20 protein-coding genes are annotated in these 17,195 nt (G+C 73.2%); 12 read left to right on the forward strand and 8 right to left on the reverse strand.

What is annotated here, in order from left to right; translation table 11 throughout:
* The first annotated feature begins 8 nt into the window (after nt 1–8).
* On the forward strand, nt 9–1,154 hold the full coding sequence (locus tag EST92_RS06170; RefSeq protein WP_275540844.1) for a UDP-N-acetylmuramate dehydrogenase: 1,146 nt from the start codon (nt 9–11) through the stop codon (nt 1,152–1,154).
* Nucleotides 1,155–1,232: 78 nt separating this feature from the next.
* Here EST92_RS06170 and EST92_RS06175 read toward each other — a convergent pair whose 3' ends face one another.
* The 6 genes from EST92_RS06175 to EST92_RS06200 form a co-directional block, all read right to left on the reverse strand.
* Nucleotides 1,233–1,499 carry an acylphosphatase gene (locus EST92_RS06175; protein ID WP_174243940.1) on the reverse strand — a complete coding sequence of 89 codons (267 nt, stop codon included), beginning with the start codon at nt 1,497–1,499 and terminating at the stop codon, nt 1,233–1,235.
* Nucleotides 1,500–1,561: 62 nt separating this feature from the next.
* Nucleotides 1,562–2,335, reverse strand: coding sequence for a DUF72 domain-containing protein (locus EST92_RS06180; RefSeq protein WP_129279919.1), 774 nt, complete (start codon nt 2,333–2,335; stop codon nt 1,562–1,564).
* A 71-nt stretch (nt 2,336–2,406) separates the two neighbouring features.
* A complete protein-coding gene (locus EST92_RS06185; RefSeq protein ID WP_129279920.1) occupies nt 2,407–3,564 on the reverse strand; it encodes an XdhC/CoxI family protein in 1,158 nt (385 codons plus the stop codon).
* 61 nt (nt 3,565–3,625) lie between these two features.
* Nucleotides 3,626–5,770: a xanthine dehydrogenase family protein molybdopterin-binding subunit gene (locus EST92_RS06190; RefSeq protein WP_129279921.1), complete on the reverse strand. Its 2,145-nt coding sequence runs from the start codon at nt 5,768–5,770 to the stop codon at nt 3,626–3,628.
* Nucleotides 5,767–6,759 carry a xanthine dehydrogenase family protein subunit M gene (locus tag EST92_RS06195; protein WP_129279922.1) on the reverse strand — a complete coding sequence of 331 codons (993 nt, stop codon included), beginning with the start codon at nt 6,757–6,759 and terminating at the stop codon, nt 5,767–5,769. Before EST92_RS06195 ends, EST92_RS06190 begins: the two co-directional genes overlap by 4 nt.
* Nucleotides 6,756–7,361, reverse strand: coding sequence for a 2Fe-2S iron-sulfur cluster-binding protein (locus EST92_RS06200; protein ID WP_129279923.1), 606 nt, complete (start codon nt 7,359–7,361; stop codon nt 6,756–6,758). The genes EST92_RS06195 and EST92_RS06200 overlap by 4 nt, the downstream gene beginning before the upstream one ends.
* A 388-nt stretch (nt 7,362–7,749) precedes the next feature.
* Between EST92_RS06200 and EST92_RS06205 the strand changes: the two genes are divergently transcribed.
* From EST92_RS06205 to EST92_RS06220, 4 genes are all read left to right on the forward strand, one after another.
* Nucleotides 7,750–8,328, forward strand: a complete 579-nt coding sequence (locus EST92_RS06205; RefSeq protein ID WP_129279924.1) for a TetR/AcrR family transcriptional regulator — start codon at nt 7,750–7,752, stop codon at nt 8,326–8,328.
* 207 nt (nt 8,329–8,535) lie between these two features.
* On the forward strand, nt 8,536–9,213 hold the full coding sequence (locus tag EST92_RS06210; protein ID WP_129279925.1) for a DUF4232 domain-containing protein: 678 nt from the start codon (nt 8,536–8,538) through the stop codon (nt 9,211–9,213).
* Nucleotides 9,214–9,691: 478 nt separating this feature from the next.
* Nucleotides 9,692–10,639: a DUF5996 family protein gene (locus tag EST92_RS06215; RefSeq protein WP_129279926.1), complete on the forward strand. Its 948-nt coding sequence runs from the start codon at nt 9,692–9,694 to the stop codon at nt 10,637–10,639.
* A 114-nt stretch (nt 10,640–10,753) separates the two neighbouring features.
* On the forward strand, nt 10,754–11,239 hold the full coding sequence (locus EST92_RS06220; protein ID WP_129279927.1) for a VOC family protein: 486 nt from the start codon (nt 10,754–10,756) through the stop codon (nt 11,237–11,239).
* Here the strand turns inward: EST92_RS06220 and EST92_RS06225 are convergent.
* Together EST92_RS06225 and EST92_RS06230 are read right to left on the reverse strand one after the other, a co-directional pair.
* Nucleotides 11,225–11,878, reverse strand: coding sequence for a TetR/AcrR family transcriptional regulator (locus EST92_RS06225; protein ID WP_129279928.1), 654 nt, complete (start codon nt 11,876–11,878; stop codon nt 11,225–11,227). The two genes, EST92_RS06220 and EST92_RS06225, sit on opposite strands and share 15 nt — an antisense overlap.
* Nucleotides 11,879–11,910: 32 nt before the next feature.
* Nucleotides 11,911–12,726: a HipA family kinase gene (locus EST92_RS06230; RefSeq protein ID WP_129279929.1), complete on the reverse strand. Its 816-nt coding sequence runs from the start codon at nt 12,724–12,726 to the stop codon at nt 11,911–11,913.
* Between the two features lie 159 nt (nt 12,727–12,885).
* Between EST92_RS06230 and EST92_RS06235 the strand changes: the two genes are divergently transcribed.
* From EST92_RS06235 to EST92_RS06260, 7 genes are all read left to right on the forward strand, one after another.
* Nucleotides 12,886–13,116 (forward strand): hypothetical protein, encoded by a 231-nt coding sequence (locus EST92_RS06235; protein ID WP_129279930.1) that lies wholly within the window; start codon nt 12,886–12,888, stop codon nt 13,114–13,116.
* Between the two features lie 204 nt (nt 13,117–13,320).
* Nucleotides 13,321–13,497, forward strand: a complete 177-nt coding sequence (locus EST92_RS31545) for a hypothetical protein (RefSeq protein WP_174243941.1) — start codon at nt 13,321–13,323, stop codon at nt 13,495–13,497.
* A complete protein-coding gene (locus EST92_RS06240; protein ID WP_129279931.1) occupies nt 13,494–13,985 on the forward strand; it encodes a monovalent cation/H+ antiporter complex subunit F in 492 nt (163 codons plus the stop codon). Before EST92_RS31545 ends, EST92_RS06240 begins: the two co-directional genes overlap by 4 nt.
* A complete protein-coding gene (locus tag EST92_RS06245; RefSeq protein ID WP_129279932.1) occupies nt 13,978–14,247 on the forward strand; it encodes a DUF4040 domain-containing protein in 270 nt (89 codons plus the stop codon). The genes EST92_RS06240 and EST92_RS06245 overlap by 8 nt, the downstream gene beginning before the upstream one ends.
* Complete coding sequence (locus tag EST92_RS06250; protein WP_129279933.1) at nt 14,244–15,002, forward strand: MnhB domain-containing protein; 759 nt, start codon at nt 14,244–14,246, stop codon at nt 15,000–15,002. The genes EST92_RS06245 and EST92_RS06250 overlap by 4 nt, the downstream gene beginning before the upstream one ends.
* Nucleotides 14,999–15,346 (forward strand): sodium:proton antiporter, encoded by a 348-nt coding sequence (locus tag EST92_RS06255; RefSeq protein ID WP_006601835.1) that lies wholly within the window; start codon nt 14,999–15,001, stop codon nt 15,344–15,346. Before EST92_RS06250 ends, EST92_RS06255 begins: the two co-directional genes overlap by 4 nt.
* Nucleotides 15,343–17,172, forward strand: coding sequence for a complex I subunit 5 family protein (locus EST92_RS06260; protein ID WP_129279934.1), 1,830 nt, complete (start codon nt 15,343–15,345; stop codon nt 17,170–17,172). The genes EST92_RS06255 and EST92_RS06260 overlap by 4 nt, the downstream gene beginning before the upstream one ends.
* Nucleotides 17,173–17,195: the final 23 nt, after the last annotated feature.

Raw genomic sequence — 17,195 nt, forward strand, 5'->3', positions numbered from 1 at the left:
CGCATACAGTGCACGTACGCGCGAGCTCCCCGTGGTCGGCACGGACTGAGCGCGGGCCGAGCCCCGCCGCTGCGCGACCGCGCCCCCCTCTGACACGGAACGGCATCCAGGAGAAACAGGACCCTATGCGAGTCACTCACGCGGTACCGCTTGCCCCGATGACGACACTGGGCATCGGAGGACCGGCCGCGGCCCTGATGGAGCTGCACGATCCGGCGGACTTCCCCGAGTTCGTCGCGCTGGCCGACACCCTGCCCGGCGAGCCGGTCTGCCTGGGCGAGGGCAGCAATGTGCTGGTCGGCGACGCCGGATGCGACTGCGCCGTGCTGCGGATGAGCACCAAGGGCGTACGGATGGCGGGGAACACGGCGGACGGCCGGGTGCGGGTCGAGGTGCAGGCCGGTCATCTGCTCTCCGACCTGGTCGACACCACCATCGCCGAGGGCCTCACCGGTATGGAGATGCTGGTGGGCATTCCGGGGACCGCCGGCGCCACGCCGGTCCAGAACGTCGGTGCCTATGGTCAGGAGACCGCCGACACCCTGGTGGAAGTGACCGCGTGGGACTGGACGTTGCGCCGTATGGTCACCATGGATGCCGCGGCGTGCGGGCTGGGCCATCGCACCAGCGTCTTCAAGCGCTCCCGCCGCTGGACGCTGCTGACCCTGGTCTTCGCGCTGCGCCGGTCCGAACTCAGCGCGCCGGTCGGCTACCGTACGGTCGCCGCCGAGCTCGGCGTGCCGGTCGGGACCCGGGTCCCCCTGGAGGAGGTGGCGCAGGCGGTGCTGGCCGTCCGGCGGAGCAAGGGCATGGTGCTGGGCTGCAGCGGCACCGACGACCGGTCGGTCGGCAGTGTGTTCCTCAGCCCCGAGATCTCCCCCGCCCAGGCCGACAGCCTGCGGGCGCAGAACGCTCCGGTGAACCACTTCCCCGACGGCTCGGTGCGGGTCAGTGCCAGCTGGCTCATCCGGCAGGCCGGCTTCGAGCTGCGCCGCCCGATCGTGCCGGGCGTCCGGCTGTCCTCGCTGCACTACACGCTGGTCGCCGACGAGGGCGCGAGCGCCGCCGGCTTCACCGAGGCGATCGACATCGTCTTCCAGGAGGTCCTGCGCCGCACCGGGGTACGGCTGACCTCGGAGATCGACTTCCTCTGAGCACGGTGTGGCGGCCGGGCACCGGCCGGCGCGATTGTTGGGAGCCGGTGAGCGAGCGGCTACCGAAACTTCGGGCAGCTAGCGGACGGCGAAGCCCGTCAGTCCCTCCGGTTCCTCCTCCTGGACGGAGACGGCGTCGACAGTGGCCAGCGGCGGGCCGTCGTGCGCCCAGTCCACCAGCTTCTGCACCCTCTCGGGCGGCCCCTCGAACACGGCCTCCACCGTCCCGTCCGGGCGGTTGCGCACCCAGCCGGCCACGGCGTGCTCCTCGGCCGTGCGCCGGCAGGTGTCGCGGAAGAACACCCCCTGTACGTCCCCGGAGACCACCACATGTCGGCGGATCATCCGTGTTCTCACCTCGCTTCCTCGCCCTGCGGTACCCGCGCAGATATATCCCGGCACCGTGGTCAGCCAGCGGCGCCACGCCCGGTCGGCGTACGGCTCACACGGCGGCCGGCGGCCGCGACGGCGCGGCCGAAGTGCGCGGCGTCCAGGACGGCCGCGCCGTACACGTCGTTGTTGAAGTACGCATAGATGTCGGCCCGCTCCGGCCAGGTGTCGGTGAGCCGCCGCGCCCAGGTGGTGAGCGCCTGTCGGCCGTAGCGCGGCCAGGGTTCCGCACGGCCCGCGTGGAAGCGCAGATACCCCCAGTCGGCGGTCCGCCAGAGCGGCGTCACGGGCCGGGAGCCGCGGTCGGCCCAGCACAGCGCCGCGCCCCGCCGCTCCAGCACCGTACGGATCTCCGCGGTCCACCACGAATCGTGCCGGGGTTCGACCGCCACCCGTGTGCCGGCCGGGAAGCAGCCGAGGCAGGTGTCGAGCAGCCGGGCGTCCGCGGGCAGGGTGGGCGGCAGTTGGAGCAGGACGGGGCCGAGCCGGGGGCCGAGGGCGGCGGCCCGCGACATCAGCCGCCCGACCGGCTCCTCGGGATCGCGCAGCCGCTTGATGTGGGTGAGGTAGCGACTTGCCTTGACGGCCATCACGAACCCGTCGGGGGTCCGCTCCCGCCAGTCGGCGAAGGTCTTCTCCTCGGGCAGCCGGTAGAAGGCGGCATTGCTCTCGACGGTGGCGAAGTGCCGCGCGTACTCCTCCAGCCACAGCCGCTGCGGCCGGTCGGGCGGGTAGAGGACCGTACGCCAGTCCTTGTACTGCCAGCCGGAGGTTCCGACGAGGACGGTCATGTACGGATCCCTGCCCGGTCGGGGCCCGGTCGTATCAGCCGCCGCCCTTAGGGCGTGCGGCCGGGTGGGCGTCAGGCCGCGGCGGGTGACCCGGCCGCACCGGATCCCCGCTGGTCCGCGTCATGGTGAATCGGTCGCCGCGAGCCGGTCAGCGGCACGCCCGTGCCGCCCCGCCGGGCCGCGACGATCTCCGCCGCGATGGACAGGGCGGTCTCCTCGGGGGTACGGGCGCCCAGGTCGAGGCCGATCGGGGAGTGGAGCCGGGCGAGTTCGGGTGCGGTGAGGCCGGCTTCGCGGAGTCGGCGGTTGCGGTCCTCATGGGTACGGCGTGAGCCCATCGCGCCGACGAACCCGACCGGCAGCCGCAGGGCCACCTCCAGCAGGGGGATATCGAACTTGGCCTCGTGGGTGAGCACGCACAGCACCGTGCGGCCGTCGGTCTCGGTGCGTTGGAGATAGCGGTGCGGCCACTCGACGACGAGCTCGTCGGCCTCGGGGAAGCGGGCCCGGGTGGCGAAGACGGGGCGGGCGTCGCACACGGTGACGTGGTAGCCGAGGAACCTGCCGGCGCGCACCAGCGCCGCGGCGAAGTCGACCGCACCGAAGATGATCATGCGGGGCGGTGGGGCACTCGATTCGACGAACAGCGTCACGGCGGGTTCGCAGCGCGATCCGTCCTCCGCGAGGTCGCAGCTCCCGGTGCGCCCGGCGTCGAGCAGCGCGCGGGCCTGCTCCGCCGCCGCGCGGTCCAGCTCCGGTGGTCCGCCGAGACCGCCCTCGTACGTCCCGTCGGGGTGGACGAGCAGCGGTCTGCCGAGGAGTTCGGACGGGCCCCGGGCGACCCGGGCGAGGGCCGCCGCCGTGCCCTTGGCGGCGGCCGACAGCGCCGCCGCCCACACCCCCCGGTCCGGCGCGGCCGCCGCCACCGGCGTGACCAGGACCTCGATCTCCCCGCCGCAGGTCAGCCCCACCGCGAAGGCGTCCTCGGCGCTGTAGCCGAACCGTTCGCGGACCGTCACTCCGTCGCTGAGCGCCTGGACGCACAGGTCGTAGACGGCCCCCTCCACACAGCCCCCGGAGACCGAGCCGAGAGCCGTGCCCCGGCTGTCGACGGCGAGGGCGGCGCCGGGCCGGCGCGGTGCGCTGCCGCCGACGGCCACGACGGTGGCGACGGCGAAGTCCCGGCCCTGTTCGACCCAGCGGGTCAGCTCGTCGGCGATGTCCAGCATCGTGGTCTCCTCGTGGTTCGTGGTCCGGCGGAGCGGCGGCACCGCGGACGTCCGGACGGGCTCAGCCGGCGGCGCGGTCGCCGCCTCCCGCCAGCAGGACACGGTCGGGGCGGATCGGCAGGTCCCGGTGGCGCACCCCGGTCGCGTGCCAGACCGCGTTGGCGATCGCCGCCGCACCGCCGACGATCCCGATCTCACCGATCCCCTTGATGCCGACCGGGTCGTCCTCGTCGGGGTCGTCGACCCAGTCCGCCTCGATGGCGGGTACGTCGGCGTGCGCGGCGACGTGATAGCCGGCGAGGTCGGCCCCGACCGGGGCGCCAGAGGCCCGGTCCCGGACCGCCTCCTCGTGCAGCGCCATGGAGAGTGCCCAGGTCATGCCGCCGATGAACTGGCTGCGGGCGGTGAGCGGATTGACGATGCGGCCGGCGGCGAAGATGCCGAGCATCCGGCGTACGCGGACCTCACCGCTCGTGACATCGACGGCGACCTCGGCGAACTGGGCCCCGAAGGCGTGCCGTTCCTTCTGGGCCAGCGCGGCGATCGCGGCGGTGGTGTCCGAGCGCACCGTGATCCCCTGCGGGGGTATCCCGCCGCCCAGGGCGAGTTGCTCGCGCAGTTCGCGCGCCGCGGTGGTGACCGCCCAGGCCCAGGAGCGGGTGCCCATCGAGCCGCCGGCGATCATCGCCGGGCCGAAGTCGCTGTCCGCGATCCGCATCCGGATGCGCTCCGGCGTCACCTCCAGCGCGTCCGCGGCGATCAGGGTCAGCGCGGTGCGCGCGCCGGTCCCGATGTCCGCCGCGGCGATCCGTACGGTGAAGTCGCCGTCCGCTTCCGCCGTCACGGACGCCGTGGACGGGGCGGCCCGCGCGCCGAAATGTGCCGCCGCCGTGCCGGTGCCGAGCAGCCAGCGCCCGTCCCGCCGCCGGCCGGGACGCGGGTCCCGGTCCGCCCAGCCGAATCGGCGGGCGCCCTCCTCGAAGCAGGCGAGCAGCTTGTGGCTGCTGAACGGGAGACCGGAGACCGGGCCCGCCGCCGGTTCGTTGCGGGCCCGCAGCTCGATCGGGTCCAGTCCGCACTTCTCGGCGAGTTCGTCGAGCGCGGACTCCAGCGCGAACGAGCCCGGCGCCTCGCCCGGCGCACGCATCCAGCTCGGGGTCGGCACATCGAGCCGTACGACGCGGTTGACGGTGTGGTGCGCGGCGGCGTCGTACATCACCCGCCCCAGGTCGGCGCTGCGCTCGATGAATTCGTGCACCGTCGAGGTGACGGACTCCCCTTGGTGGTCGAAGGCGCGCAGCCGTCCGTCGGCGTCGGCGCCGAGTCTGATCCGCTGCGCGGTGGGGCTGCGGTAGCCGACGACCGAGAACATCTGACGGCGGGTCAGGACCACCCTGACCGGGCGCTGGAGGACGGTCGCCGCCATGGTGGCGAGCACCTGGTGCGGGCGCAGGGCCTTGGAGCCGAAGCCGCCGCCGACGTGCTCGGACCGTACCCGCACCGAGGCCGGGTCCAGGGAAAACAGCTGGGCGAGTTCCTCCGCCACGAATCTGCTGCCCTGGTTGGAGTCGACGACCTCCAGCCGGCCGCCGTCCCAGCGCGCCATCGCCGCATGCGGCTCCAGCGGGTGGTGGTGCTCCTCGGGAGTGGTGTACTGCGCGTCCACCACCACGGCGGACGCCGCGAGTTCGGCCGCCTGGTCGCCCTTCTCGGTCTCCGCCGGGGACTGCGGGGAGTTCTCCGGCGTGTACCTGTCCGGATGCCCGGTGGCGAACGCGACCTCGTGCGGCTCCTGGTCGTAGCGGACCACCAGCCTCTCGGCGGCCTCCCTCGCCTGCTCGGGCGTCTCGGCGACCACCAGCGCCACCGGCCAGCCGGCGTACGGCACCCGGTCGTGCTGGAAGACCTGGACGACCGGGTCGGGCGCCCCGAGGGGCCCGGTGTAGTTGCCGTCCACGCGCGGGGCGTTGCCGTGGTGGAGCACGGCGAGCACTCCGGGCATCGCCAGCACGGGGGCGGACTCCACGGCGATGATGCGCCCGCGGGCGATGGTGGACAACACCAGCCAGCCGTGGGCGAGTTCGGCGAAGGGGATCTCCCCGGCGTAGCGCGCCGCGCCGGTGACCTTGGCCAGGCCCTCCACGCGGGTGTGCGCGACGCCGACGGCCCCCGTCGCCGCGGTGGTTGCCGTGGTCGTCGTGGTCATCGCGTGGCCTCCTCGGTGAGCTCGGTCAGCAGGGCGACGACGAGGTTGCGCATCAGCGTCACCTTGTAGCCGTTGTGGGGCAGCGCCTCGGCGGCCGCCAGCTCGGCATCCGCGGCGGCGGCGAACGCCTCGGCGCTCGCCGGCCCCCCGGTCAGCACCCGCTCGGCCGTCCGGGCCCGCCACGGCCGGGACGCCACCGCCCCGAAGGCGAGCCGGACCTCGCGGACCGTGCCGTCGTGGACGTCGAGGGCGGCGGCGAGCGAGCCGATCGCGAAGGCGTACGAGGCGCGCTCGCGCACCTTGCGGTAACGGGAGACGGCGGCGACCGGAGCCGGCGGGAGTCGGAGGGCGGTGATCAGCGCGCCGGACGGCAGCGCGGTCTCCAGATGCGGGGTGTCCCCCACCGGGAGGTAGAACTCTGCCAGGGGCAACTCTCCTGGCCCGTCTGCCGTTTCGTACCCGACGACGGCGTCGAAGGCGGCGAGTGCCACCCCCATGTCCGAGGGGTGCACGGCGACACAGTGCCCGGAGGCCCCGAGGATCGCGTGGTTGTGGTGCTCGCCCTCGATGGCCGGACAGCCGGCGCCCGGGACGCGCTTGTTGCACGCCGCGGCCGGATCGGTGAAGTAGCCGCAGCGGGTGCGCTGGAGCAGATTGCCGCCGACCGTGGCCATGTTGCGCAACTGCCCCGAGGCACCGGACAGCACGGCCTGCGCCAGCGCCGGATAGCGGCGCCGGACCTCGGGATCGGCGGCGAGTGCGCTGTTGGTGACCGTCGCGCCGATGCGCAGACCCCCGTCCTGGGTGACCTCGATCCGGTCGAGGGGGAGGTCCTGTACGTCGATGAGCAGCGCGGGCCGCTCCACCCCGGTCTTCATCAGGTCGACGAGATTGGTGCCGCCGCCGAGCAGGCGCGCCTCGGGCTCGGCAGCGAGCAGCGCGACCGCCCCCTGGACGTCGTGCGCCCGCCGATAGCCGAACTCCCTCATGCCGCCGCCTCCCCGTCCGCCGGGGCGCCGGCGTCGCCCGGGCCGGTCCCCTGCCGCGGCACCGCCGGGGCGCCCGCGGCCTCGGCCGCCCGGGCCACCGCCTGGACGATCGACACATATGCGCCGCAGCGGCACAGATTGCCGCTCATCCGCTCCCGGATCTCGTCGGCGGTGAGCGCCGGCACGCCCGCCTCGGGCCGTACATCGGCGGTCACAGCGCTCGGCCAGCCGGCCGCATGCTCCTCGATCACCGCGAGGGCCGAACAGATCTGCCCCGGCGTGCAGTAGCCGCACTGGTAGCCGTCGAGGTCGAGGAAGGCCTGCTGCACCGGATGCAGCCGCTCGCCGTCCGCCACCCCCTCGATGGTGGTGATCTCGCGTCCCTCGGCGGCGACCGCGAGCTGGAGGCAGGACACCGCCCGGCGCCCGTCGAGCAGCACCGTGCAGGCGCCGCACTGGCCCTGGTCACAGCCCTTCTTGGTGCCGGTCAGATCGAGCTGCTCGCGCAGCGCGTCGAGCAGGGTGGTGCGGTGATCGACGGGCAGCGTGTGCTTCTCGCCGTTGATGCGCAGGGTGACGGCGCTGGACGTCGGTGGGGCCATGGTCAGCCTTCTTTCGCGTGTGTCAGGCGCGGCGGGCGTCGGGGCGCGGGCCTGATGCCGGCGGGTCCCTCGGAAGTCGGACGGTCCCGTGCCGCGGAACCGGGAGCGCCGGGCGGGAACCTCACGGGCAGTCAGGGAGGAAGGGCTCTGTACAGGACGGCTCTGTGCGGGCGGCGTCAGCTCGGCGGCCACGGCGGGGGGGCGACAGGAGACGGACCGGCGGCGGGCACCCCGGTCACCCCTCACCGACCCCCGTCACCGACCACCACTCCGGCCGTATCTGCCGCTATGGTGGACCTAAGCGGACAACTGTCCACTCCATTGAAACTACCGGACAACTGTCCGGTTAGCAAGACCGGCTTTCCCGTGATCGCCGGAAGGAGGACGAGTGCAGCAGCACAAGGACGCACCCCTGCGCTCGGACGCGCAACGGAATCGCGAGCGCATCCTGGAGGTGGCACTGGCGGAGCTGACGCACTCCGCGGACGCCCCGCTGAGCGCGATCGCGAAGAAGGCAGGCGTCGGGCAAGGAACGTTCTACCGGAACTTCCCCAACCGCGAGTCACTCGTCCTGGAGGTCTACCGCTACGAGGTGCAGCAGGTCGCCGACGCCGCCTCCCAGTTGCTCGAAACCCGCGCACCCGAGCAGGCCCTGCGGGAGTGGATGGACCGGCTCGCCCAGTACGCCATGGCCAAGGCCGGCCTGGCGGATGCCATGCGCAAGGCCACCAGCGCCCGCGGCAGCCTGGCCGGTCTGGGCCACGGCCCGGTGACCTCGGCCGTGGCCCTCCTCCTGAAGGCGAACGAGGAGGCCGGCACCATCCGCCCCGACGTGACGCCCGACGACTTCGTCCTCGCCATCGCCGGCCTCTGGCAGATCGACCCGCACAGCGACTGGCAGTCACGCGCCGGCCGCCTCCTCGACCTGGTCATGGACGGGCTCCGGACGGGCGCTCCGGGGGCGTGAGGGATCGGCACCGCACCGCGGCAGCCGGACGTTAGCGCTCCGTTAGTGAACCGACAGTGATCGCCGGAAGGGTAGTCCCTGCTCGCCGCAACACCCGGCCCCACCTGACCGCCGTACGCGTCAGGGGTGTTGTGGCGCCTGTCCCCCAGGGGGCAGGTACCCGAGTGCAGTACAGCTCATCTGCCAGGCTCGAAGATCAGGAGCACCATGTCCCCCCAGCCCTCCCCCCGCCACACCCGCACCCTCGCTGCCGCGCTGCTCGCCGTGACGGCCGCGGCCGCGCTCACGGCGTGCCAGGACGGCAAGCCCGACAGCGCGAAGAGCCCGTCGTCCGCCGCCTCGAACAGCAGCTCTTCGGGCGCGGCGTCCGGTGCCAACGGGGGCGGCACCGGTGCCGGTGCGCAGCACACCGGCGGATCGGTGGACTCGGGGCAGCCCACCGCCGCACGGGGCGCCGCGTCCACGGACCACTCGTCGAACCGCTGCACCGCGGCGTCGCTGCGCATGTCGCTGGGGCAGCCCGACCAGGGCGCGGGCAACATCCGCTACGCGCTGACCTTCACCAACAGCGGCAAGGCGTCCTGCACCCTGCGCGGCTTCCCCGGGGTCTCGCTGCTGGCCAAGAACGGGCAGTCGGTCGGCAAGCCGGCCACCCGGCAGGGCGCGGCGGGCGCGGCCGTCACGCTCGCTCCCGGCAAGAGCGCCCACGCGGTGCTGCACACGATCGCCGAGGGGACGAAGGGCTCCGGCTGCTGGCCGGCCGGGGCCTCGGTGCAGGCGTACCCGCCCGGTTCCAAGGAGTCGATGACCGCTCGCGCCTCCGGACTGCAGGTCTGCGGCGACGAGTTCGGCGTCACCTCCCTGACACCCGGCGCGGCGGCGTAACTCCGCACTCCGCATCCGGGGGCGTGCCGTCTCCCGCCGCGTAAGCGACCAACGCGGCCTCGGCACGAGGCTCGGCACTGCGATGCCCGCCCCGTACCGGCTCCGGCCGGCGTACGGGCCCGTACGGAGGGCGGGCCCGCACACCACGGGCGGGCGTCGCCAGGCACCACGCACCCGGCACCGGCACCGGCACCGGCCTGACCCGCCGGTGCCGAGTTGCCGGAGGTCACGGGCCCTGGGCAAGGTGGAGAGCGGACGGGGGTGCGGCCCACCGCCGTCGGAACGGCGTGGCGGCCGGGCGGTGACACACCGCGCAGGTCCGGCTGTGTCGCCGGTCCGGCTCCGTCACCGGTCCCCCGACCGCCCCGGCCTGCACGGGCCCGCCCGGGGTGCCGTGCCGGGGAGACGTCCCGCCGAGGAACGTCCAGCCCTGGAGCGTCCTGCCCTGGAGCGTCCGACGCCACGGAGCGGAGGAACCATGGCGACAACGCACACCTCCCGCACACGTACGGAGTGGCCGCAGTTGCGGGTGGCCGACTGGACCGACACCCGCGAGACGCTGCACATGTGGACCCAGATCGTCGGCAAGGTCCGGCTGGCGCACGCGCCGCTCGTCAACCACTGGTGGCAGGTGACGCTCTACGTCAGCCCGCGCGGACTGACCACCTCCGCCGTCCCGCACGGCACGGGCGCCTTCGACATCGAATTCGACTTCCTCGACCACACGCTGCACCTGCGCACCAGCGACGGCGGCACCCGCCGCATCACGCTGGAATCCATGCCGGTGGCCGACTTCCACGCCCGTGTCCTGCGGGCCCTGGAGGAGCTGGACGTCCCCACCACGATCCAGGGGCATCCCAATGAGATCGAGCCGGCGATCCCGTTCGCGGAGGACTACCGGCACCACACCTACGACCCGCGTGCGGCGCAGTTGTTCTGGCGTCAACTCCTCCAGGCCAACCGGGTGTTGGGGGAATTCCGCAGCGCCTTCGCCGGAAAGGTCAGCCCGGTCCACTTCTTCTGGGGCGCCATGGACCTGGCCTGCACCCGCTTCTCCGGGCGCGGCGCCCCCCGGCACCCCGGCGGCGCGCCGAACTGCGGCGACTGGGTCATGGTGGAGGGCTACTCCCGCGAGCTGAGCAGTTGCGGATTCTGGCCCGGCGGCGGGGACGAGGGCGCCTTCTACGCCTACGCCTACCCCGAACCGGACGGCTTCGCGGACGCTCCGGTGGCCCCCTCCGAGGCGTTCTACAGCCGGGAAAACGGTCAGTTCCTGCTGCCGTACGAGACGGTGCGCGGCGCCGATGACCCCGACCGGACGCTCTCCCGCTTCCTGTACAGCACCTACGAGGCAGCCGCCGACCGGGCCGGATGGGACCGGGCGGCGCTGGAGATCGATCCGGAGCGCTGGAACGCCGTCCGGTAGCGGGCGGCCCGCCACGGTGTGGGACGTACACGGGGTTGGCGCACGGGCGCCGGACGGCTTCGACAGCACCACGGGGAACGACAGCGCGCCCAGCCCCGCCGAAGGGAGCACCTGATGACGCAGCACGACGACTGGCCGACACCCGCTCAGGGGCTCGTCCTGACCCACTTCCTGACCGTGCGGGACGTCGCCGTGTCCCGTCGCTTCTACGCGGAGGTGTTCGGCGGTGAGGTGGTGCTGGCCGAGAACCCCTGCATCGTGAAGATCGCCAACGGCTGGATCATCATGAACCCCGGCGGCGGCCCGACCCCCGACAAGCCCGAGGTCACCCTCACCCCGCCCGAGCCCGGCGACCCGGTGTCGGCGTTCCTCAACGTACGGGTGGCCGACATCGCGGCCTTCTACGAGCAGGCCGTCGCCAAGGGCGCGCGGTTCCTGACCGAGCCGATCGACCGCAAGGCCGAGATCCGCTGCTACCTCCGCGATCCGGACGGCCATCTGATCGAGGTGGGCCAGGCCACCGGGATGCTGGAGGGCGTCTTCGCGGATCCGGGCGGCCCGCCCGCAGCCGCCCCGGAAGACCCGTCAAGCAGAAGGTGACGAGTCCCTGCGGAGGGCGTAGGTGAGCGTGCGTTCCCCCAGCAGCTCCTCGACGAGATCGAGGAGCTCCAGCACGGCCGCCGCGATGGTGTCCGGCTTTTCGCCCGCCACGAGGCGTCGGCCGATCTCGCTGTAGACCAGCGAGTGGAACCACCCGATCTGGGAGGCCACCGCGCGCGGCGTCTGGTCGTCCGGCCCGGCCCCGGTCTCCTCGGCCAGGACGACGCCGAGTGCCTCGGTCATCTGCCGGCCGAGGTCCTCCAGGCGGGCGGTGAGCGTGGGGGCGGCCCGCATCATGGCGAAGACCGGTCCGAAGCCCGCGGTCAGGCCCACGGTGCGGTCGCGGCGGCGCAGTTCGTCCCGGAGGTGGGCGAGCACGGCCCGGGCCGCGGACTCCCCGGGCTGCCGGGCGCGCACGATATCGGCGAGCCGTTGCGGGGAGGCCTCGTCCGGGGGCAGGACGAGATCTTCCTTGGCCTCGTAATAGTTGTAGAGGGTGTTGACCGAGACCTCGGCCGCCGCCGCGACCTCGGCGATGGTGACCCGGTCGAAGCCACGCTCCACGAACAGGCCGATGGCCACCTCGGAAAGGTGTTGCCGTGTCCGCCGCTTCTTGCGCTCCCGCAGCCCTTCGCTCATGGAAGGACCCTGACCGCGCTGCTCATGGGAGTTCATGCACCGAGCTGCCCGTCCGCGCGGACGTTCCCCGGAAGCCACCGGGCGGAGACTTTCGCGCGCGCCGCGAGGTGGGCGACATAGGCATCCCGGACCTCGTCCGGCGTGGCGAAGCCCGGCTCCTCGCGGAGCCATTCGTCCGGGACGGCCGCGACGACCTCGCGCAACAGCCGTGCACTCACCCGGGGCGCGAGGTCGGCGTCCGCCGCCGCCACGTCCGGGAACGGGGAGCCGAGCACGTGATGACGGAAGTCGTAGGCCTTCCCCACCGCGTCCGCCGCGCTCTCCCACCTGTGGTGGAAGACGAGCGCGGCACCGTGGTCGATGAGCCACAAGCGGGGCTCCTGGTGACCGGAGGTCGGCCAGACCATGAGGTTCGAGCTGTGCACCGTACGGTCCACATTGGCGGTGAACGCGTCCAGCCAGATGATCCTGGCGGCCTCCACCGGATCGGCGTGCGGCGCGTGCGGCGTGACGTCGGCAGCTCCCGGCAGGTAGTCCATCCCGAGGTTGAGTCCCGCACTGGAGCGCAGCAGGTCCTGCACTTCTTGGTGCGGTTCCGCCTCGGCCACCGCGGGGTCGAACTGCACCAGCACCAACTCCGGTACCCGCAGCCCGAGTCGTCGCGCCAGCTCCCCCACGATGACCTCGGCGACGAGCGCCTTGCGCCCCTGCGCCGAGCCGGTGAATTTGACGACGTACGTCCCCAGGTCGTCGGCCTCGACGATGCCGGGGACCGAGCCGCCGCTCCTGAGCGGGGTCACATACCGGACGGCCGTCACCGTACGCAGCTCGTGCGTTGCCGTGGCCATGTGTGCCCCCGGTTCCCTCATGAAGTGCCGCCCCGCCCCGGAAAGTCGACGGCCGAGAAATGCACTCTACTCCAAATATGCAGTCCATTATAGTTTTCTGGGACGGCGTCAGGTCCGGCCGTCAGCACAGGACGGACCGCTTCGACAGGAGATCCGAGCATGGCAACGCCACAGGCGCACGACGCGGCGGTCACCCGCGCCAACGAGGCCCTCCGGACGTACACCCTCTCCGCCGAGGGCTGGCACCGCAGCCCCGGCGAGACCTTGCAGCACGTCCTCACCGACTTGCTGCACTGGTGCGACGACACACAGCGCGACTTCGACGCCGCCCTGGAGCGCGCACGACGCCGGCACGCCGGGGACACGGGTCAGACGGACGGCACGGCCTGACGGTTTGCGGGCCGTCACATGCGCTGTGGTGGCCCGCAGTTGTCTCTGCGGGCCACCACAGCGCTCCGCGGTCACGCGGTGACCCCGGACCGGGACCCCCCGGATGCCCGCCCCGACGGAGTAACGCGCGGCGCGGTGACGGGGCGGCCGGGCCGCCGCATGTGAGCCTGAGACCGGGGTACCCGGGCGGCAGGAGGTGCGCGGATGACGCGACGGCTGACGGCGGGCGCCGAACTCCTCGGCTGGTGGGCGGTGTTGACCGGGTTGTGGATCGTACTGATCGGTCCGGTGGACACCCTGGAGTGGGCGGTCGGCGCCGGCGCCGCGCTGCTCAGTGCCGCCGCGGGCTGCGGGGCGCGCCGCGCCGCCGGGCGCCGGTGAACGGCTGGACCGCCGCGGGGACGGCGCTGCTGGTGGGCGGCGTCGCCCCGGCCGCATGGGGCGCGGCCACCGGCCCGGTCCGCCGGCGGGTGCCCGCGCAGAATCTCACGACCACCCTGCTCAGCCTGGTCGTCCTGCTGCTGGCGCAGGGCTACGCGCGCTCGGCGTATGTGGATCCGGCGCTGGTGCTCTCGGTGCTCGGACCGGCCGGGACGCTGCTGTATGTGCGACTGCTCGCCGACCGGCTGGCGGCGCGTCCGCCGCGGCCTCGGGCGCTGCGCACGGTGACGGCGCTGAGCTATGCGGCCGTGCTCGCCGTGGTACCGCCGCTGTGTGCGGCCACCGGCCCCAGCAGGGCGATGGTGAAACTGCTGGTCATCGGAGGGCTGTTGATACTGGGGAGCTGGGCGGCCGCCCGGGCGGTGGACGCCGCCGTCGTCGCGGGCCACGACCGTACCGGGCCGGCGGATGGGATGTCCGATGGCTGACGAACTGCCGCTGCTGTGCGGCCTGGTCCTGGTGGCCGGTGCCGGGACCGCCACGGTCCTGGTCCGCGATCCGGTACGGCAGTCCTTTCTGCTCTCGTTGCTCGGCCTGGCGCTGGCCACCGTCTTCCTGCTGCTCCAGGCCCCCGATGTCGCACTCTCCCAACTGGCCGTCGGCTCCGCGCTGACCCCGTTGATGGTGCTGCTGTCGGTCCGCAAGGTGCGCCGCTCGGCCCGCAGCGAGCGCCGGGAGGAGCACGAATGAGCAGCAGAGTGCGGCGGTGGGTGCTGGCCATCGGGGTTCTGGGGGTGGCCGCCCTCTTCGTGCCGGCCTGCTGGGAGCTGCCCGCGTTCGGCGGCTCGTGGCACCCCTACGGCGCCCGGGCCGTGCATGCCGCGCTCGCCCGGCACACCGCCAACACCGTCTCCTCCGTCAACTTCGACCAGCGCGCCTTCGACACGCTCGGCGAGGAGTCCATCCTGTTCGGCTCGGTCGTGGGCACCGTCGTCCTGCTGCGGCAGACCCGCGAGGAGAACCGGCTGCCGCCCGCGCCGGCCCGGGTCGCCCCTCCCGTACGCCGCTATGCCCTGCTCGCGCTGCCCGTCACCCTGCTGATCGGCCTGTACGTCATCGCGCACGGCCAGCTCAGTCCCGGGGGCGGCTTCCAGGGCGGGGTGGTGGTCGCCACCGCGCTGCATCTGCTCTATATCGCCGTGGACTACCGTGCGCTGGAGCGGATCCGGCCGGTCGGCATGTACGAGGTGGCGGATGCCGCGGGTGAGGCCGCCTATCTGCTGGTGGGCGCGGCCGCACTGGTCACCGGGGCCGCTTTTTTGACCAACTTCCTTCCCTACGGCACCTTCAACACACTCTCCTCCGGCGGCACCGTTCCCCTGCTCAATGCCGCGATCGGCGTGGAGGTGGCCTGCGGGGTGGTCGTCCTGCTGGCGCGGTTCCTGGACCAGGCCGTGGAGATCGAGGGCGCGGGGCGCGACGACGAAGCGGGGGCCGGGACATGAGTGTGCTGCCGTACCTGATCGCCGGATGGCTGTTCCTGATCGGCTGTTACGGGCTGGCCACCAGCCGCAACCTCCTCCACGCGGTGGGCTGTCTCGCCGTGTGCCAGTCCTCGACCTATGTGCTGCTGCTCGCGATCGGATACCGGCGCGGCGGTACCGCCCCGGTCTTCTCCGACATCGCGCCGGGCTCCCGCCCGGTCGTCGACCCCGTGGTGCAGGCCCTCACCCTCACGGACATCGTCATCGGGGCGACCGTCACCGCGCTGTTGCTCTCGCTGGTCATCCAGATCGCCAAACGGCACCGGACGGTGGACCCGGACGAGCTCTCGGAGCTGCGGGGGTGACCGTCGCAGAGAGCCTCCCGCTGATCGTGGCCGCACCGCTCTTCGGCGCGGCGCTGCTGGTCGGCGCGGGCCGACGGCTTCCGCGGTACGCCGCGGAAGTGCTGGGGTGCCTCTTCGCCGCGGGTACGGCAGCGCTCGCTCTGGCCGCCTCGGCCGCGACACCGTCGTCCACCGCGCGGCCCGTCGAATGGCTGGGCGGCTGGCGGCCGCACGGCGGCGCAAGCGTGGGCATCGTGCTGGTCGGTGACCGCATCGGCCTGGGCCTGGCCGCGCTGGTCTCGCTGCTGTCCCTGGCCGCCCTCGCCTACGCCTGGCGGTACTTCGACGAACCGCCGCGGCGCCACGCGGGCTCCTTCCCCGCCCTGGTGCTGCTCTTCCAGGCGGGCATGTGCGGGTTCGCGCTCGCCGGTGACCTGTTCAACGCCTTCGTCTTCTTCGAGCTGATGGGTGTCGTCGCCTACGCGCTCACCGGCTACCGCGTCGAAGAGGCCCGCGCCGTCCAGGGGGCGCTGGTGTTCGGCATCGTCAACTCCCTCGGCGCCTACGCCACGTTGCTGGGCATCGGGCTGCTCTACGCCCGGACCGGGGAACTCGGCCTCGCCCAGATCGGCAGCGTCCTCCACGCCCGGCCCGGCGGCCCGGATGGGCTGGTGATCGCCGCCTTCGTCCTCGTCCTCACCGGTCTGCTGGTCAAGGCCGCCGCGGTGCCGTTCCACTTCTGGCTCGCCGATGCGCATGCGGTGGCCCCCACCCCGGTGTGCATGCTGCTGTCCGGGGTCATGGTCGAGCTGGGACTGTACGGCGTGGCCCGCATCTACTGGACCGTCTTCGCGGGCCCGGGCGGCATTCCGGCGCCCGACGCGCACCGCGCGCTGCTGGCCCTGGGGGTGCTCACCGCCGTGCTGGGCGCGGTGATGTGCTGGCAGCAGCGCCACCTCAAGCGGCTGCTCGCCTACTCGACGGTGGCGCACACCGGGCTGTTTCTGCTGGGCATCGCGGTGCTCACACCGGAGGGACTCGGCGGAGTCGTCCTGTACGTACTGGCGCACGCCGGGGTCAAGGCCGCACTCTTCGCCTGCGTCGGCATCCTCCTGGACCGGTTCGGCAGCGTCGACGAATACCAACTGCACGGCAAGGGACGTGACCTCCCGTGGGCCGGCGCCCTGTTCGGGATCGGCGGACTGGCGCTGGCGGGACTGCCCCCGTTCGGCACCGCGCTGGGCAAGGCCGTCACCGAAGAGGCTGCCGGCGGCTGGGCGACGGCGCTGTTCGTGCTGGTCTCGGCGGCCACCGGGGGCGCGGTGCTACGGGCCGGGGCGCGGGTGTTCCTGGGGGCGGGGCCGGCCGTGGAGACCGCGGCGGGGTCCTCGCCGGCCGGCTCGGCCGAGGAGACGACCGGGGATGCGGAGGAGCCGGAGACCCGTGGCGGGCGGCTCTCCCGGGTGCCGGACAGCATGCTCGCCGTGCCCACGGTGCTGCTCGCCGGGGCGCTCGCGGTGGGGCTGGTCCCGGGACTGTGGACGGGCGTAGGCGCCGCGGCCGACGCCTTCACCGACCACGCCGGCTATCTGGCCACCGTGCTGGGCGGCCGTACGACGGAGCCCGCGGCCACTCCCCCGCCGCACTGGACCGCACCCGGCGTGCTGTGGGGCCTGCTGGCCACCGCTCTGGCCGCGGCGTTCGCCCTGGCTGCCGTGCGGCAGCCCGTGCCGGAGGAACCGGCCCGCTGGGCCGGGCCGCTGCGCCGGCTGCACTCCGGCCATGCCGGGGACTATGTCGCCTGGTTCCTGGCGGGCGTCACCCTGCTGGGGGCGCTGGTCGTGTGACGACCCGGGGCCGCCCCCGCGGT

It is taken from the genome of Streptomyces sp. TM32 (assembly GCF_004122755.1).
Lineage (GTDB): Bacteria > Actinomycetota > Actinomycetes > Streptomycetales > Streptomycetaceae > Streptomyces > Streptomyces sioyaensis.

Bases quoted from the DNA above. Each gene is read 5' to 3' on its own strand.
- EST92_RS06255 (WP_006601835.1), top strand. From the start codon at position 14,999: ATGAGTGTGCTGCCGTACCTGATCGCCGGATGGCTGTTCCTGATCGGC.
- EST92_RS06230 (WP_129279929.1), bottom strand. From the start codon at position 12,726: ATGGCCACGGCAACGCACGAGCTGCGTACGGTGACGGCCGTCCGGTAT.
- EST92_RS06185 (WP_129279920.1), bottom strand. From the start codon at position 3,564: ATGCTGGACATCGCCGACGAGCTGACCCGCTGGGTCGAACAGGGCCGG.
- EST92_RS06220 (WP_129279927.1), top strand. From the start codon at position 10,754: ATGACGCAGCACGACGACTGGCCGACACCCGCTCAGGGGCTCGTCCTG.
- EST92_RS06195 (WP_129279922.1), bottom strand. From the start codon at position 6,759: ATGAGGGAGTTCGGCTATCGGCGGGCGCACGACGTCCAGGGGGCGGTC.
- EST92_RS31545 (WP_174243941.1), top strand. From the start codon at position 13,321: ATGACGCGACGGCTGACGGCGGGCGCCGAACTCCTCGGCTGGTGGGCG.
- EST92_RS06175 (WP_174243940.1), bottom strand. From the start codon at position 1,499: ATGATCCGCCGACATGTGGTGGTCTCCGGGGACGTACAGGGGGTGTTC.
- EST92_RS06215 (WP_129279926.1), top strand. From the start codon at position 9,692: ATGGCGACAACGCACACCTCCCGCACACGTACGGAGTGGCCGCAGTTG.
- EST92_RS06250 (WP_129279933.1), top strand. From the start codon at position 14,244: ATGAGCAGCAGAGTGCGGCGGTGGGTGCTGGCCATCGGGGTTCTGGGG.
- EST92_RS06190 (WP_129279921.1), bottom strand. From the start codon at position 5,770: ATGACCACGACGACCACGGCAACCACCGCGGCGACGGGGGCCGTCGGC.
- EST92_RS06245 (WP_129279932.1), top strand. From the start codon at position 13,978: ATGGCTGACGAACTGCCGCTGCTGTGCGGCCTGGTCCTGGTGGCCGGT.
- EST92_RS06210 (WP_129279925.1), top strand. From the start codon at position 8,536: ATGTCCCCCCAGCCCTCCCCCCGCCACACCCGCACCCTCGCTGCCGCG.
- EST92_RS06180 (WP_129279919.1), bottom strand. From the start codon at position 2,335: ATGACCGTCCTCGTCGGAACCTCCGGCTGGCAGTACAAGGACTGGCGT.
- EST92_RS06225 (WP_129279928.1), bottom strand. From the start codon at position 11,878: ATGAGCGAAGGGCTGCGGGAGCGCAAGAAGCGGCGGACACGGCAACAC.
- EST92_RS06200 (WP_129279923.1), bottom strand. From the start codon at position 7,361: ATGGCCCCACCGACGTCCAGCGCCGTCACCCTGCGCATCAACGGCGAG.
- EST92_RS06235 (WP_129279930.1), top strand. From the start codon at position 12,886: ATGGCAACGCCACAGGCGCACGACGCGGCGGTCACCCGCGCCAACGAG.